At 67.2% G+C, this 16,268-nt stretch carries 15 protein-coding genes; 4 read left to right on the top strand and 11 right to left on the bottom strand.

The window, feature by feature from the left end:
* Position 1: 1 nt before the first annotated feature.
* From hscA to IV112_RS15645, 9 genes are all read right to left on the bottom strand, one after another.
* Entirely contained in the window at positions 2-1,864 is a 1,863-nt protein-coding gene (gene hscA, locus IV112_RS15685) for a Fe-S protein assembly chaperone HscA (RefSeq protein ID WP_304004961.1), read from the bottom strand.
* A complete protein-coding gene (hscB, locus tag IV112_RS15680) occupies positions 1,864-2,424 on the bottom strand; it encodes a Fe-S protein assembly co-chaperone HscB (protein ID WP_304004957.1) in 561 nt (186 codons plus the stop codon). Before hscB ends, hscA begins: the two co-directional genes overlap by 1 nt.
* Positions 2,417-2,740, bottom strand: coding sequence for an iron-sulfur cluster assembly protein IscA (gene iscA, locus IV112_RS15675; protein ID WP_019917724.1), 324 nt, complete (start codon positions 2,738-2,740; stop codon positions 2,417-2,419). Before iscA ends, hscB begins: the two co-directional genes overlap by 8 nt.
* Before the next feature lie 11 nt (positions 2,741-2,751).
* A complete protein-coding gene (gene iscU, locus IV112_RS15670) occupies positions 2,752-3,159 on the bottom strand; it encodes a Fe-S cluster assembly scaffold IscU (RefSeq protein WP_304004952.1) in 408 nt (135 codons plus the stop codon).
* 65 nt (positions 3,160-3,224) lie between these two features.
* Complete coding sequence (locus tag IV112_RS15665; protein ID WP_304004949.1) at positions 3,225-4,436, bottom strand: IscS subfamily cysteine desulfurase; 1,212 nt, start codon at positions 4,434-4,436, stop codon at positions 3,225-3,227.
* 33 nt (positions 4,437-4,469) lie between these two features.
* On the bottom strand, positions 4,470-5,609 hold the full coding sequence (locus IV112_RS15660) for a cysteine desulfurase family protein (protein ID WP_304004947.1): 1,140 nt from the start codon (positions 5,607-5,609) through the stop codon (positions 4,470-4,472).
* 2 nt (positions 5,610-5,611) lie between these two features.
* Entirely contained in the window at positions 5,612-6,094 is a 483-nt protein-coding gene (gene iscR, locus IV112_RS15655) for a Fe-S cluster assembly transcriptional regulator IscR (RefSeq protein WP_304004944.1), read from the bottom strand.
* Positions 6,095-6,194: 100 nt separating this feature from the next.
* A complete protein-coding gene (gene cysE, locus IV112_RS15650) occupies positions 6,195-6,968 on the bottom strand; it encodes a serine O-acetyltransferase (RefSeq protein WP_304004940.1) in 774 nt (257 codons plus the stop codon).
* Between the two features lie 88 nt (positions 6,969-7,056).
* On the bottom strand, positions 7,057-7,806 hold the full coding sequence (locus IV112_RS15645) for an RNA methyltransferase (RefSeq protein ID WP_304004937.1): 750 nt from the start codon (positions 7,804-7,806) through the stop codon (positions 7,057-7,059).
* 306 nt (positions 7,807-8,112) lie between these two features.
* Between IV112_RS15645 and IV112_RS15640 the strand changes: the two genes are divergently transcribed.
* Positions 8,113-8,913, top strand: coding sequence for an inositol monophosphatase family protein (locus IV112_RS15640; protein ID WP_304004934.1), 801 nt, complete (start codon positions 8,113-8,115; stop codon positions 8,911-8,913).
* Between the two features lie 37 nt (positions 8,914-8,950).
* On the opposite strand, the gene IV112_RS15635 is transcribed toward IV112_RS15640, so the two are convergent.
* Positions 8,951-10,573 (bottom strand): methyl-accepting chemotaxis protein, encoded by a 1,623-nt coding sequence (locus IV112_RS15635; RefSeq protein ID WP_304004932.1) that lies wholly within the window; start codon positions 10,571-10,573, stop codon positions 8,951-8,953.
* Between the two features lie 177 nt (positions 10,574-10,750).
* Here IV112_RS15635 and mutS point away from each other — a divergent pair, with 177 nt between their 5' ends.
* Together mutS and IV112_RS15625 are read left to right on the top strand one after the other, a co-directional pair.
* Complete coding sequence (gene mutS, locus IV112_RS15630; protein ID WP_304004929.1) at positions 10,751-13,294, top strand: DNA mismatch repair protein MutS; 2,544 nt, start codon at positions 10,751-10,753, stop codon at positions 13,292-13,294.
* A gap of 10 nt (positions 13,295-13,304) precedes the next feature.
* The gene (locus IV112_RS15625) at positions 13,305-13,706 is read left to right on the top strand and encodes a hypothetical protein (protein ID WP_304004923.1); all 402 of its coding nucleotides are present in this window, start codon (positions 13,305-13,307) and stop codon (positions 13,704-13,706) included.
* A gap of 50 nt (positions 13,707-13,756) precedes the next feature.
* On the opposite strand, the gene IV112_RS15620 is transcribed toward IV112_RS15625, so the two are convergent.
* Entirely contained in the window at positions 13,757-15,436 is a 1,680-nt protein-coding gene (locus IV112_RS15620; RefSeq protein WP_304004920.1) for an alkaline phosphatase D family protein, read from the bottom strand.
* 158 nt (positions 15,437-15,594) lie between these two features.
* On the opposite strand from IV112_RS15620, the gene IV112_RS15615 reads away from it, so the two are divergent.
* Positions 15,595-16,167, top strand: coding sequence for a hypothetical protein (locus IV112_RS15615; RefSeq protein WP_304004917.1), 573 nt, complete (start codon positions 15,595-15,597; stop codon positions 16,165-16,167).
* Positions 16,168-16,268 lie beyond the last annotated feature (101 nt).

Below are 16,268 nucleotides of genomic sequence, written 5' to 3'. Positions count from 1 at the left end.
CTTACAGTGATTCGACGCTGCGACCGGCCAGCGCGCGCTGGATGCTGCGGTTCATGCGGCGGGCGGCAAACTCGTCGGTGCTGCGGCCGAGCACGTCGATCGCCTTCTTGATGGCGGGGGTGTCTTCGCCAGCGGCAGCTTTGGCCAGGTCGACCAGCACCGCGTCGATCGCGGCGCGTTCCGCCGGGTCGAGCAGATCGCCGTCGGCGGCCAGCGCAGCGCGCGTCGCCTCGCCCAGGCGCTGCGCCTCGACCCGCTGTTCGGCCAGAGCGCGCGCACTCATGTCCTCCTGCGCGTGCTCGAAGCCCTCGCGCAGCATGCGCGTGACTTCGTCATCGCCCAGGCCATAGCTCGGCTTGACTTCGATGCGCGCCTCGATGCCGGTGCCCATCTCGCGCGCCGAAACGCTGAGCAATCCGTCGGCGTCGACCTGGAAACTGACGCGGATGCGCGCCGCACCCGCCACCATGGGCGGAATGCCACGCAGTTCAAAACGCGCCAGCGAACGGCAGTCGGACACGCGTTCTCGTTCGCCCTGTACGACGTGGATGGCCATCGCTGTCTGGCCGTCCTTGAAGGTGGTGAACTCCTGCGCGCGCGCGGTCGGAATCGTCGAGTTGCGCGGAATGATCTTCTCGACCAACCCGCCCATCGTCTCCAGCCCGAGCGACAGCGGAATCACGTCGAGCAGCAGCCAGTCCTCGTCGGCGCTGCGGTTGCCGGCGAGCACATTGGCCTGGATGGCAGCGCCGATGGCGACCACCTTGTCCGGGTCGAGGTTGGTCAGCGGCTCCTGGCCGAAGAACTCACCCACCGCGCGCTGCACGTGCGGCATGCGGGTGGCGCCGCCGACCATCACGACGCCCTTGACCTCTTCCGGCGACAGACCGGCGTCACGCAATGCCTTGCGGGTCGGCGCCAGCGTCTTCTCCACCAGTTTCTTCGTCATGTCGGCGAAGGCGTCACGCGTCAGCGTGACATCGATCTCCTCGCCACCGGACAGCTTGAGTCCGATATGCACGGCGTCCTGCGCGGAGAGCACTTCCTTGGCGCGACGCGCTTCCATGTATAGCGTGCGCATGTCCTCCAGCCCGGGCGGGCCGATGCGCGAAGCCTCGATCAGCCAGCAATAGACGCGATGGTCGAAATCGTCGCCGCCGAGCGCGGCATCACCGCTGGTCGCCAGCACTTCGAACACACCGCGCGACAGCTTGAGGATGGAAATGTCGAAGGTGCCACCGCCGAGGTCATAGACCGCGTAGATACCCTCCGAGGCATTGTCGAGACCGTAGGCGATGGCGGCCGCGGTCGGCTCGTTCAGCAGGCGCAGCACTTCCAGGCCGGCCACACGTGCGGCGTCCTTGGTGGCCTGCCGCTGCGCATCGTCGAAATAGGCAGGTACGGTGATGACGGCGCCGGTCAGCGGACCGCCCAGACTGGCTTCGGCGCGCTCGCGCAGCGTACGCAGGATGTCGGCCGACACCTCGACCGGGCTTTTCGCGCCCTGCGCGGTACGCAGGCGGACCATGCCCGGCGCGTCCTCGAACACATAGGGCATCGATTCGACGTGCGCCACGTCGGCCAGACCGCGTCCCATGAAGCGCTTGACGGAAGCGATGGTATTGCGCGGGTCCTGCGCCTGCGCCGCCTGCGCGGCGTGGCCGACGACGGTGCGACCGTCGGCGAAATAGCGCACGACCGATGGCAGCAGCGCGCGGCCCTTGTCGTCGTTCAGCACCACCGGCACGCTGTTGCGCACGGTGGCGACCAGTGAATTCGTGGTGCCCAGGTCTATGCCCACAGCCAGCCGGTGCTGGTGCGGCGCGGTGGATTCGCCGGGTTCGGCGATCTGCAGCAGGGCCATCAGTTTTCCAGTGTTTCGTGTGCCTCGGCGATGTCCTCGCCGAGCTTCGCGATGAACATCATGCGACGCACGGTGGCCGCGGCAGCCGCGTTGTCGTGCTCGACATCAAGCTGGCGGGCCAGCAACGCCTCCGCGTCGCGGCGCGCTTGCCGCAGATTGCGCGCCAGCGCGTCCAGCGCATCGACGTCGCGTGCGTCGCGCGCCTCGTCCAGCGCCTCGCGCCATTCCATCTGCTGCATCAGGAAGTCGGCCGGCATCGCGGTGTTGTTTTCCGCGCCGACGTCAATGCCTTCCAGTTCCAGCAGATAGCGCGCACGCGACAGCGGCGCGCGCAGCAGGCGGTAGCCTTCATTGATGCGTGTGGCCCACTGCATCGACAGCCGCCGTTCCTGCTCGGCGCGATGCGCGTGGCGGTCAGGGTGCGCCGCCGACTGCAGCTCGTGATAACGCGATTCGAGCGCGCGTTCGTCGATCTCGAAGCGGCGCGGCAGACCGAACAGCGCGAAGTGATCGCTGCTGAACAGGTCGGCTTCGGGCAGCAGGCCGGCGGACTCAGACATTGAAGCTTTCGCCGCAGCCGCACTCGTCCTTGACGTTGGGGTTGTTGAACTTGAACCCCTCGTTCAGGCCTTCGCGCACGAAGTCCAGTTCGGTCCCTTCGAGGTAGGGCAGGCTTTTCGGGTCGATCAGCACCTTGACGCCATGGCTCTCGAACACCAGATCGTCCGCCGCGAGATCGTCCGCGAATTCAAGCTTGTAAGCCATGCCGGAACACCCGCTGGTGCGCACGCCCAGGCGCAGGCCGACGCCGCGACCGCGCTTGGCGATGTAGTTGGCGACGTGTTTCGCCGCCTTTTCGCTCAGTGTGACACCCATGTCGTGCTCCTTCAGGCTGCGTCGGACTCCGGCGCCGCTGCGCCGTGCTTCTTGCGGTAATCCTCGACCGCCGCCTTGATCGCGTCTTCGGCGAGGATGGAGCAGTGGATCTTCACCGGCGGCAGTGCCAGCTCCTCGGCGATGGCGGTGTTCTTGATCTCCATTGCCTGATCGAGCGTCTTGCCCTTGACCCATTCGGTCACCAGCGAACTCGACGCGATGGCCGAGCCGCAGCCGTAGGTCTTGAACTTGGCGTCCTCGATGATGCCGTCCGCACCCACCTTGATCTGCAGCTTCATTACGTCGCCGCAGGCCGGCGCGCCGACCATGCCAGTACCGACGTCATCGTCCTCCTTGCCGAAGGAGCCGACGTTGCGGGGGTTTTCGTAGTGATCGAGCAGTTTGTCGCTGTAGGCCATGTCTTTCTCCTTGTCTTCCTGTCTTTCCCCGATGCGCCCGGTGGCACATCGTCAGTGGTCTGTGCTCAGTGATGAGCCCACTGCACGGTATTCAGATCCACACCTTCCTGCACCATTTCCCACAGCGGCGACAGTTCGCGCAGCTTGCCGATCTTGCGGTGGAGCAGATCGATGGTGAAGTCGACTTCCTCTTCGGTGGTGAAGCGGCCGATCGAGAAGCGGATCGAGCTGTGCGCCAGTTCGTCTTCGCGACCGAGGGCACGCAGCACGTAGGACGGCTCCAGGCTGGCCGAGGTACAGGCCGAACCGGAGGACACCGCCACTTCCTTGATCGCCATGATCAGCGACTCACCCTCGACGTAGGCAAAGCTGATGTTGAGGTTGTGCGGGACGCGCGCTTCCAGGTCGCCATTCACATAGGTCGCCTCGATGTCCTGCAGGCCCTTGAGCAGACGGTCGCGCAGCATGCGGACGCGCTCGTTCTCGGTGCCCATTTCCTCGCGCGCGATGCGGAAGGCTTCGCCCATGCCGACAATCTGGTGCGTCGCCAGCGTGCCCGAACGCAGGCCGCGCTCGTGACCACCGCCGTGCATCTGCGCTTCCAGACGGATGCGCGGCTTGCGGCGCACGTACAGCGCGCCAATGCCCTTCGGGCCGTAGGTCTTGTGTGCCGAGAAGCTCATCAGGTCGACCTTCAGCTTGTCGAGGTCGATCGCCACCTTGCCGGTCGCCTGCGCGGCGTCGACGTGGAAGATGATGCCCTTCTCGCGGCAGATCTCGCCGATCTCGGCGATCGGCTGGATGACGCCGATCTCGTTGTTCACGAACATGATGGACACCAGCACGGTGTCCGGGCGCAGGGCGGCGCGGAACACGTCCAGATCGACCAGGCCGTCGTCCTTCGGGTCGAGGTAGGTCGCCTCGAAGCCTTCGCGTTCCAGCTCGCGGAAGGTGTCGAGCACCGCCTTGTGTTCGGTGCGCATCGTGATGATGTGCTTGCCCTTGCCCGAGTAGAAATGCGCCGCGCCCTTGATGGCGAGGTTGTTCGATTCGGTCGCGCCCGAAGTCCAGACGATTTCCTTGGGGTCGGCATTGACCAGCTTGGCCACCTGTTCGCGCGCCTCCTCGACCGCGGCTTCCGCCTCCCAACCGTAGGCGTGGCTGCGCGAGGCCGGGTTGCCGAAGTGCTCGGTCAGCCAGGGAATCATCTTGGCCGCCACGCGCGGATCCACAGGCGTGGTCGCCGAGTAGTCGAGGTAGATCGGGAATTTCAGCATGTCATCGGCTCCATCAGGTCCTTGTTTACTTCATCACGCCGCAGCCATCGCCCGCAGACCACGGAGCTCGTCCGCGACCCGCACCAGCGCGCTGCAAAAATCATCCACGTCCTGCATCGTCGTCGCCGCACCGACGCTCACCCGCACCGCGCCGCGTGCCAGGTCCGCCTCGACGCCCATCGCTGTCAGCGTGCGCGACGGTTCGGGCGAGGCGCTGGAACAGGCCGCCCCGCTGGCCACCGCAAAACCGGCGCGGTCGAGCTTGCCGACCAGGGTTTCGCCATCGATGCCAGTCAGCGCGAAATAGCAGGTGTTGGGCAGGCGTTTCGCCTGCGCCCCGAACACGACGCCACCGAGCGCCGCCACGCAGCTTTCGATGCGCGCGCGTTGCGCCTGCATCGCCTCGCGCCGGGCGCCGAGTGCGGCAACCGCCTGCTCGCAGGCCACGCCGAAACCGACGATGGCCGCAATGTTCTCGGTACCCGAGCGCAGGCCGCGCTCGTGGCCACCTCCGGCAATCAGCGGTTCGATATCGACCCGCTTGTCCAGCACCAGCGCACCGGCACCCTGCGGGCCGCCGATCTTGTGCGCCGACAGCGTCATCGCCGCCACGCCGAGCGCACGGAAATCCAGTTCGATCTTGCCCAGCGCCTGCACCGCATCGCTATGCAGCCAGGCGCCACTGCGCTTGGCCGCGGCTGCGAAGGCAGGAATGTCCTGCAGCACGCCCGTTTCGTTGTTGGCCGCCATCACCGACACCAGCGCGGCGCGCGGATCGAGCGTATCGACCAGCACCCTGCCCTGCGTGTCGGCCGCGATGCCGGCCAGTTCCCAGCCGCCGCGCGCAAGCTGGCGCGCCGGTTCGCGCACGCACGGGTGCTCGATCGCCGACACCGCGATCACGCCCGGTTTCATGCGGGCCGCAGCGCCTTTGATGAACAGGTTGTTCGCTTCCGAACCACCGCTGGTGAACACCACCTCGGTCGGGTGCGCCTTCACGGCGGCCGCCACCTGCGCCCGTGCGTCGTCAATCGCGCGGCGGGCGGCGCGACCGTACTCGTGGCGGCTCGACGCATTGCCGAAACGCACGCCCAGCCAGGGCAGCATCGCCTCGCGCACCGCGTCGAGCAGCGGTGTGCTGGCGTTGTGGTCGAGGTAGACCGGCGCAAACATGATCAGGCCTGCACGCTCGCCGGCTCGGTCGAACAGGCACGCGGCGCGTGGTCGTGCAGCACCACCTTGTGACTGTTGCGCTCGCGCTGCTGCACCATCAGATCGTGCAGATTGATCGAGTCGAGGTAATCGAACATGTGACGACTGAGGTTAGACCACAGGTCGTGCGTCATGCAGCGGTGTTCGTCCAGACAGTTTTCCTTGCCACCGCACTGGGTCGCGTCGAGCGGCTCATCCACCGCGATGATGATCTGCGCCACCGAAATCGTGCGCGCGTCGCGCGCCAGACAGTAGCCGCCGCCCGGGCCACGTACGCTGGCCACCAGCTCCTGGCGGCGCAGCTTGCCGAACAGCTGTTCGAGGTAGGACAGGCTGATGCGCTGGCGTTCGGCCACGCCGGACAGCGTGACCGGACCGTTTTCCTGCCGCAGGGCGAGGTCGAGCATCGCAGTGACTGCGAAGCGTCCTTTGGTGGTCAGTCTCATCGCGTGGGCTCCTGAAATCAGCCGGGACATCGGCGAACCGGAGGAGGCCGGTTCAATTCCCGATCATTTCAGTCGACTTTATAATTCCCGACAAGTTCAGTCAACAATTCGTACGGATCTTGTCCAGATCGACGTGCGAGTGGTCGGCCATTTCTTCCTTCGCCTCGTCGTCGAGCTGTATGCCCGCGCGCTCGAGCTTCTGCAGCAGGCACTCGATGCGGCGGTCGCTTTCCAGCGCATGATCGACCAGTGCGGTGAGCGCCTTGGCCATCGGATCTTCCATGTCGCGGGTGACGCCATAGGCGGTGAAGCCGGCCTGTTCGGCTCGCCGCTTCTTCTCGTCCTCGACCCCGGGCGCGGTCGCCTCGATGATCCGCGCCGGGTTACCGACCGCGGTGGCCCCTGCCGGCACCGGTTTCACCACCACTGCGCAGGAACCGATCTTGGCGCCGTCACCGACCTCGAAACCACCCAGCACCTGGGCACCGGCACCGATGACGACTCCCCGGCCCAGCGTCGGATGGCGCTTCGCACCGCGGTACAGCGAAGTTCCGCCCAGCGTAACCCCTTGATAGATCGTGCATTCGTCACCCACCACGGCCGTCTCGCCGATCACCACTCCCATACCGTGATCGATGAACACGCGACGCCCCATGGTCGCTCCCGGGTGGATTTCGATGCCGGTCAGCACGCGGCCGATGTGCGACAGGAAGCGGCCGAGCCACAGAAAGCCGCGGCGCCAGCAGGCGTTGGCCATGCGATGGATGAACAGCGCGTGGATGCCCGGATAGCAGGTCAGCACTTCGAAGGCGGAGCGGGCGGCCGGGTCACGGTCGAGCACGCTGGCAACGTCTTCGCGCAGGCGTTGGAACATCGTCTTTCCTTGTGGGAAGCGCCGGCAGCGCTGCCGGACGGTTGAAACCCGAGAATTTTAGTCGGTTTTTGTGCACCTGCGAAGTTCGCTACCGCTCGGGCGCCCGAGGTTTCTTGCCGCCGATGGCCTTGAGCGCGCCCATCAGCAGATGCAGCTCCTCCGCCTCGACCTGAGCCCGGCCGAACAGACGACGCAGGCGCGGCAATGCGCGGCCCGGATTCACCCGGTCGAGGAAACCCGATTCGAGCATCAGCTGCTCGAACAGCGCATACAGGCTTTCCAGCCCCTCGTGCGGCGCAAGCGCCGGAGGCACTTCGGCCGGCAGCACGGCGCCACCGACCGCCATGCGCAGTTCGTGGCACATGATCTGGGCGGCGGCCGCGACATTCAGTGAACGGTAGGTTTCGCTGGTCGAAATGGTGACCGGCAGCGAACACATCGCCACCTCCTCGTTGGTGAGGCCCGAACTTTCGGTGCCGAACACCAGCGCCACCTCCGCATCACTGCCCGCCAGCAGCGTGGCCAGTTCGGTCGCGGCCGAGCGCACGTCGCGCACCGGCAGCGCCATTTCGCGCCGACGCGCGGTCAGCGCCGCCTGAGCAACGGTGCCGGCCAGCGCCGCCTCGATGCTGTCGACGACCACGGCGTTATCGAGCACGTCGGTTGCGCCCGAACTCATCGCCACCGCGTCCTCGTGCGGAAAGTGCTTCGGATTGACCAGATAGAGGCGCGACAGCCCCATCACCTTCATCGCCCGCGCACAGGCGCCGATATTGCCCGGATGGGTGGTGTGCGACATGACCACGCGCACGCGGTCGAGAGAAGCGAACGGGTTCAACCTGAAAACCTCAGTTGATTGACGACGTGGGCATGGTTGGCGGGGTGTGCGGCAACGCGCGAGGACACGGCGGGATGGCTCCCAGCAAGGACGCGCAACGCAGCCGGGCGCCCCGCCAGCCGTGTCCGCGACGTCGAAGCGGTCTCGGCCCATGTGCAAGGGGCAGGCAAATGATAAAAGGTACGGAGATGAAGGCCTCCGCCTCGCACGGATGCCAAGCGGTCAACTGAGGCTTTCAGGTTCATATTAGAATGCAGGGTTTTCCTGCCGAGATGCGGGCCACAAGGTCCGCGTACAGAGACATTCATGCATCCGACGCTCACCACCGCCGTCAAGGCCGCCCGCCGCGCGGGTCAGATCATCACCCGGGCCAGCCAGGATGTGGACCTGCTGAAGGTCAGCAGCAAACGCCAGAACGATTTCGTGACCGAGGTCGACCGTGCCGCTGAAGACGCCATCGTCGGCATCCTGCGCGAGGCCTATCCGGACCACGCCATTCTAGCCGAGGAGAGCGGCGAGTCCGGCCCCGAGTCGGAGTACCGCTGGATCATCGATCCGCTGGATGGCACCACCAACTTCATCCACGGCATGCCACAGTATGCGGTGTCGATCGCGCTCGAACACCGCGGCCAGATGCAGTCGGCGGTCGTGTTCGATCCGGTGCGCAATGAAATGTTCACCGCCAGCCGTGGCCGCGGCGCCTTCCTCAACGACCGCCGCATCCGCGTGTCGCGCCGCGCCAAGCTGGGCGAGGCCTTGCTGGGCACCGGCTTCCCCTATCGCGTGTGGGACCACGTCGATGCCTATCTGGGCATGTTCAAGTCGCTGATGGAAAAGACCTCCGGCCTGCGCCGCCCGGGTGCTGCAGCGCTCGATCTGGCCTACGTCGCCTGCGGTCGCTTCGACGGCTTCTTCGAGATCGGTCTGTCGCCGTGGGACATCGCCGGCGGCAGCCTGCTGGTCAGCGAAGCCGGCGGCCTGGTCGGCAATCTGCAGGGCGAGACCGGCTATATGGAAAGCGGCAATCTGGTCGCCGCCACGCCGCGCATCTACCCGGCCATCCTGCAGGCCATCGAACCGCACCTGACCGAAGCCCTGCGCGGCTGAAAGACGGCCGGCCCGGCGGGCCGGCCGGACAGGTCCGTCAGCAGCGGAAGCGGGACACGACGCTGTTGAGGTCGCCCGCCACGCGGGTCAGCTCTTCCGTCGCGGTGGCGGTGGCGTGCATGCCCTGGCTGGTCGCCTCGACCATCTGCGCCACCTGCTCGATCTGGCCGGCCAGACTGTTGCTGGCGATGCCCTGTTCGCGCGTCGAGTTGGCCACCTCGGCCACCAGTTCGCGGGCACGGGTCGCGCCCTCGGCGATCCGGCGCAGCATGTCGGCCGACTGTTCAGCCGAGTTCACGCTGTTACGCGCCCGCTCGGAAGCCGCATCCATCGCGCTGACCGCCGCTTCGCTTTCCCCACGGATCGCACTGACCGTCTGACCGATCTGCAGCGTCGCCTGCGTCGTGCGCTCGGCCAGCTTGCGCACTTCGTCGGCCACCACCGCGAAGCCCCTGCCCTGTTCGCCAGCACGCGCCGCCTCGATGGCGGCGTTCAGCGCCAGCAGATTGGTCTGCGCGGCAATGTCGTTGATCGCCGTCGCGATGCCGCCTACCTCGTTGGCGCGTGCGCTCAGCGACGCGATGCGCTCGCTCGCCTGCACCACTGCGTCGGCCAGCGAGCGCATTTCCTCGGCCGCTTCATGTACTTGCCGTTCGCCGGCCACCGCCATTTCCGACGACTCGACCGACTGCCTTTCGGTCTCGCCGGCATTTTCCGAGATGTGGGTGATGCTCACCGTCAGCTCTTCCATCGCGGCCGCCATGGTTTGCGTGGAGTCGGTCTGCTGCTGGGCCGATCCGGCCACCTGGCGTGAGGTGGCGCTGATGTCCGCGGTAGCGGCGCCGACCTTCTGCGCGCCGGCGCTGATCTCCGACACGGTCGTGCGCAGCCGCGAAATCAGCGTATCCAGTTCCGCCAGTACGCTGCCCGCCGGCGCGCTGCCAACCCCGGCCCGCAAATCGCCCTCGACCACCTTCTTCATCGCCTCGACGGCCACCGCCGGCTCGCCCCCGACCTGGCGCATGACCGAGCGACCGATCGCGATCACCAGTGTCAGCACCACGCCTGCCAGCAGGACAACGATGCCCAGATTGATCGCCAGATCCTTGCGGAAGGCGGCTTCCACGTCATCGACGTAAAGCCCGGTGCCGACCACCCACTGCCAGTCCGGCACCGGCGCCACGTAGGCGACCTTGCGCACGGCCTCGGTCTCGTTCGGACGCGGGAAGTGGTAATCGACGAAGCCGCCGCCGGCCTGGCCGGCCTTCACGATCTCGGCCACGAAAGGCTTGCCGAGCTTGTCCCGCTCGTCGATGAAGGGCTTACCCTCGCGCTGCGGCTGTGTCGGGTGCAGCACGTTCACGCCGTCCGTGCTGTAGATGTAGAAGTACTCGCGTTGCTGGAAGCGCACGTTGCGCAGCGCCTCGCGCGCCTGCGCCTGAGCCTGCTCGCGCGTCAGCTTGCCGTCCTTCGCCAGCTGCTCGTAATAGCCGATCTGTGTGCGCGTCGATTCGACCAGCGCGCGCAACAGTTGCATGCGCTGCTCGTGCGCCGCGCTGCGCATCTCGAAGGCGCCGATGACGCCGATCATGAGCATACCGGCCAGTGCGGCCACGCCCACCGCCAGCATCTTGCTTCGCAAAGTCCAGTTGGCGAACATGACGACTCCGTAAGTAATTGAAATCAGTCATCTATATCGGCGGGAAATATTCCCAACTTTAATACTGCGCCGCAACATTCCTATCGTCATCGCGCCGGATCGCAGTGAGCCGATACAATCGCCGGTCCGTTCCGCCTGCCACTCGGCACGCGGACCCCGCCCGCACCTTCGTTTCGCATGGACAACAAAGACCTTTCGGGCCACACGCCGATGATGCAGCAGTATCTCGGCTTCAAGAGGCAGCACCCCGATCTGCTGGTGTTCTACCGCATGGGGGATTTCTACGAACTGTTCTTCGAGGACGCGATCCGCGTCGCGCGGCTGCTCGACATCACGCAGACCCACCGCGGGCAGTCCGCCGGGCAACCGATTCCGATGGCCGGCGTACCCTTCCACGCCGTCGAGCAATACCTCGCGCGGCTGGTGAAGATGGGCGAATCCGTGGTGATCGTCGAGCAGATCGGCGATCCGGCCACGTCGAAGGGCCCGGTCGAGCGTGCCATTTCGCGCATCGTCACGCCGGGCACGCTGACCGACGCCAGCCTGCTCGACGAGCGCGCCGACTCGCTGCTGATGGCGCTGCACGTCGAGCGTGCGCGGGCCGGCGTCGCCTGGCTCAACCTCGCCAGCGGCGAGCTGAAGCTGACCGAAGTCGCTGCCAACGTGCTGCCGTCGCTGCTCGACCGCCTGCGCCCGGCCGAACTGCTGGTCGCCGATCTCGCCAGCGCACCCGAGGGCAGCTGGGCGGTCACGTCGCGCAGCGCCTGGCAGTTCGACGTGACGGAGGCAACCCGGCTGCTGTGCGAGCACTTCGGCAGCCGCGACCTCGCCGCCTTCGACGTTGCCGAGGTACCGATCGCGCTGGCCGCCTGTGGCGCGCTGTTCAGCTACGCGCAGGCGACGCAGCAGCGGGCGCTCGCCCACGTCACGACGCTCGCGGTCGAACACGATTCGAACTGGCTGCGCATGGACGCGGCCACCCGGCGCAATCTCGAGCTGACCGAAACCCTGCGTGGCGAGGCGTCACCGACGCTGCTGTCGCTGCTCGACACCTGCGCCACCTCGATGGGCTCGCGCTGGCTGCGCCGCGCGCTGCACCACCCGCTGCGCGAGCGCGCACGCGCCGACGCGCGACAGGAGGCCGTCGCCGCGCTGCGCGACACCGACCGCGCCGACCGGGTGCACGACGCGCTGCGCGGCATCGCCGACATCGAGCGCATCGCGGCGCGGGTCGCGCTGCGCACCGCACGGCCGCGCGACCTGTCCAGCCTACGCGACTCGCTGGCGAAGCTGCCGGCCATCGCCGAGGCAATCCCGCTCGATCGCGGTCTGCTCGACCAGGCGCGTGCCACACTGGCGCAGCCGCTGGCCGCCAGCGACCTGCTCGCCCGCGCCATCATGGACGAGCCGGCCGCACAGCTGCGCGACGGGCGCGTCATGCGCGCCGGTTTCGACGCCGAACTGGACGAACTGCGCGGCCTGCAGGACAACTGCGGCGAGTTCCTGCTGGCGCTAGAAGCGCGCGAGCGCAGCCGCACGGGCATCGCCAACCTCAAGGTCGAGTACAACCGCGTACATGGCTTCTACATCGAGGTCACGCACGCCAACGTCGAGCGCATCCCGGACGACTACCGCCGCCGGCAGACGCTGAAGAACGCCGAGCGCTACATCACGCCGGAACTGAAGGCCTTCGAGGACCGCGCACTGTCAGCCGCCGATCGCGCCACCTCGCGCGAGAAATTCCTGTACGAACAGCTGCTCGACGCGCTGGCGCCCGAATTGCCGCTGCTCGGCGACATCGCCCGTGCGCTAGCTGAACTGGATGGCCTGATCGCTTTCGCCCGCGCCGCCCAGCGCCACGACTACTGCCGGCCGCAGTTCGTAGACGAACCGGAAATCACGATAGAGCGCGGCCGTCACCCGGTGGTCGAACAGCAGGTCGAAAACTTCATCGCCAACGACACGGCGATGCATGACGCGCGTCGCATGCTGCTGATCACCGGCCCGAACATGGGCGGCAAGTCGACCTATATGCGGCAGGTGGCGCTGATCGCGCTGCTGGCGCACTGCGGCTGCCCGGTGCCGGCGCGCGCCGTGCGACTGGGCCCGCTCGACGCCATCCACACCCGCATCGGCGCCTCCGACGACCTCGCTTCGGGCCGCTCGACCTTCATGGTCGAAATGACCGAAGCGGCCGGCATCCTGCACGGCGCCACTGAACGCAGCCTGGTACTGATGGACGAGATCGGCCGCGGCACCTCGACCTTCGACGGCGTGGCGCTCGCCCAGTCGATCGCCCGCCATCTGCTGACGCGCAACCGCAGCTGGACCCTGTTCGCCACCCACTACTTCGAACTGACCCAGCTCGCGCAGACCCACGCGAGCTGCGCCAACATGCACCTGGATGCGGTCGAGCACGGAAGCCGCATCGTTTTCCTGCACGCGATCGAAGAAGGCCCGGCCTCGCAGTCCTACGGTATCGAGGTGGCCGCGCTGGCCGGCGTGCCCGGTACGGTGATCCGCGACGCCCGACGCGCGCTGCAGCAACTCGAAGCCAGCCGCATCAACGCCGGTCCGCAGGCCGATCTGTTCGCGCCCGCGCCACCACCACCGGAACCGCCGTCGCACGCGGCGGTCGATGCGCTCGCCACGCTCGACCCGGACAGCCTCAGCCCCCGCGAGGCACTGGACGCGCTGTACGCACTGAAAAAACTGCTCTGAGGACACCGCAATGGCTCACGCCGTGATCTGGATCTTCGTCGCACTGGTCGTCGGCATCTGGACGCTGATGGCCTGGACCGCCGACTCGGTACTGAACTGGCCCGGCTGGAGCGCCAACGCGCTGGCCGAATGGCCGCTGTGGCTGGACAGTCTGCGGCCGCCGGTCTGGTTGGCCCCGTGGCTGCCGCAGGAATGGCTGGACGACAGCCGCGCCTGGCTGCTTGACGCGGGCCCGGAAATCCAGGCCTGGCTGCAGCAGACGCCCGACCTGCGCGGCCTGCTCGGCTTCATCGTATGGACGGTGTGGCTGATCGGCGCCGGCATGATGCTGCTGATGGGCATCGCCGGCAGCGCACTGGTGAAGCTGTTCCAGCCGAAGAAGGTCGCTGACGCGCCGCCGCCTCGACACTGAGCCTCCGTCCGGGGAGCGGCTCCACCCGCGTGCCGCGCCCCGGACATCTGTCACGCCGGCATAAGCTTCCGGTTTGCCGCGCCCGGCAGCACCTTCAGCGCCGGCCCCTGCTGCAGCACGTAGCTGCGGCTCTTTACCGTGCTGACGTAGCGCCACTCGCAGCGGCAAGCATCCCGGGTCGTGGTGACGATCATGAAGCCGCGGCGCGCAGTGTCGGCGTACTGCAGCGGACCGATGATCTGCGTCAGCCCGGCGGCGACCGCCAGCGGGTTTTCGCTCGGGAAGTACTCCTCGAAACCGGGCGAGGTCACGCCGGGCGTCGCGAACTCGACGCCCACCGCGCGGCCGGCGTAGTCCGCCAGGTCACTCGCCCAGGCGTTATGCGTGTCGCCCGACAGCACGACCAGGTTCTTGTCCAGCGCACGCGCGGTGCCCAGCACCGTTTCGCGCGCGACCGCGTAGCCGTCCCAGGCATCGAGGTTGTACGGAATCGCAGGCTGCGCGAGCACCGCCTGCTCCTGCGGCGTCAGCGTGGCCGGTGCGGTCTGCGCCTTCACCACCAGTGCGCTGTAGGCTGAAAAACTGATCTGACCGAGCACCAGCGGTGCCGGAATGTTCATGCGGCCCATCAGTACCTGCTGGCCGAGCAGATCCCAGGTGGTGTCGGACTGCGCCAGTTGCAGGCCCAGCCAGTCATTCTGTTCGGCGCCCAGCAGCGTGCGGTTCGGGTCGGCCAGATCGGCGGCAAAGCGTGCGCCGTCAAAACCGGTGGCGCCGAAATAGTCAGCGTAGTCCATCTGCCGGTCGCGGCCGATGACGCGGGTGTCCAGCATGTGCAACGACAGCAGGTTGCCGAAGCGGAAGCTGCGGTAGATGCGCTCGGGCTGCGCCGGATCGGCGACGCGCGTCGGCATCCACTCGTGGTAGGCCTTGATCGCCGCCGCGCGCCGCTCCGCGAACACGCCTTCCAGTCCTTCGCTGTGGTTCTCGGCGCCGTCGCGCCACGTGTCGTTGGCAATCTCGTGGTCGTCCCACACCGCGATCACCGGCAGCGCGGCGTGCAGCGCCTGCAGATCGGGGTCGGTGCGGTACTGGGCGTGACGGATGCGGTAGTCGTCCAGCGTCAGTATCTCGCCGGCCGGCTCGGACACGCGACCCAGTGCGGCTGCATCGCCCGAGGCGTAGCCACCGCGCGGGTACTCGTAGATGTAGTCGCCCAGATGAACCGCCGCATGCAGGTCGTCCAGCTTGGCCGCCTCGGCATAGACGTGGAAATAGCCGGCCGGGTAGTTGGAACAGGAAAACACCGCCAGCTTGACCTGCTCGACCGCACCGGCCGGCAGCGTGCGCGTGCGGCCGACCGGTGACAGCTGGCCGTCGGCGCGGAAGCGGTAGTACAGGCGTGCAGCCGCCGGCAGGCCGAGCACGTCGGCCTTCACCGTGTAGTCGATGTCCTCGCCGGTCAGCACGCGGCCGCGCCGGATGATGCGGCTGAAGCGCGCGTCCAGCGCCACTTCCCACAGCACGGCAACGGTGCCCGGTCGGGTCGGCGACACGCGGGTCCAGATGATGACGCGGTCGGACAGCGGATCGCCGCTGGCCACGCCGTGCTGGAACAGGCTGTCGGTCGCCGCCAGCGCGGTGGCGGAGCGGACGACGGCGGAACCGGCCAGCGCACCGGCGCCGATGCCGCGCATGAAGTCGCGGCGGGAAAAGACATTGCGGGACATCGCGGAAGCTCCGGGCGGAAGAAGTTGCCGCGGAGTGTGGTGAGCGCCGGTGACAGGTCGATGACGGATTGTTGAACGCGTGATCAACGCGGCGACATGCGCCTGTCACATGCACTGCCTATCGTGCGTCGCAACAACCGCATTCCCGGAGTCGCCCGATGAAGAACACCCTGCTTGCCCTCGCGATCACCGCTGGCCTGTCGCTGCCCGCCCACGCCGTCACGATGGACAGCGCCACGCTGAACGGCAATCTGCTCGACACCAGCTTCAGCACGCCGTCGCTGATCGCGCTCGACGTATCGCTGCTGAACAACGCTGCACTGAGCTTCAGCTTCGTGCTCGATGCCGCCGACATCGCAGCCGGCAGCGCCGACTTCAACGCCATTCTGCGCGACGCCAGCGGCTTCGGCATCGGTTCGCTGAACGTGACGCTGAGTGGCGCACCCGTGTCATGGACCGCAGGTTCGGTGCGCGCGGCAACGGTGAATGGCGATCTGCTCGACGCCAATTTCTTCGCAGGCGCTACGGTGACGGAGTTCTACTTCGGCAACCCCTTCTACGAGGACGGCCTCGCCGACTGGCGCATCGCCTTCGCCGGCCTGAGTGCGGGCGACCGCTTCACGCTGGACATCACGACCACGCCGGCCGTACCGGAGCCGCGCGAGTGGATGATGATGCTGGGCGGTCTGGGCATGATCGTGCTGAGCGCGGCGCGCAAGCTGGGGCGCTGACGCCTCACCGCGGTCGACTGAGGCGTCTGCGTCCGATCACCGGCGGCATCGCGAGCAAGCTCGCTTGTATGTTCTGCCCTGGCAAGCGTAGGAATAGCTTG

Source organism: Methyloversatilis discipulorum, assembly GCF_018780585.1.
In the GTDB taxonomy this organism is placed as follows: Bacteria; Pseudomonadota; Gammaproteobacteria; order Burkholderiales; family Rhodocyclaceae; genus Methyloversatilis; species Methyloversatilis discipulorum_B.
This window is presented reverse-complemented; position numbering and strand designations above follow the sequence as displayed.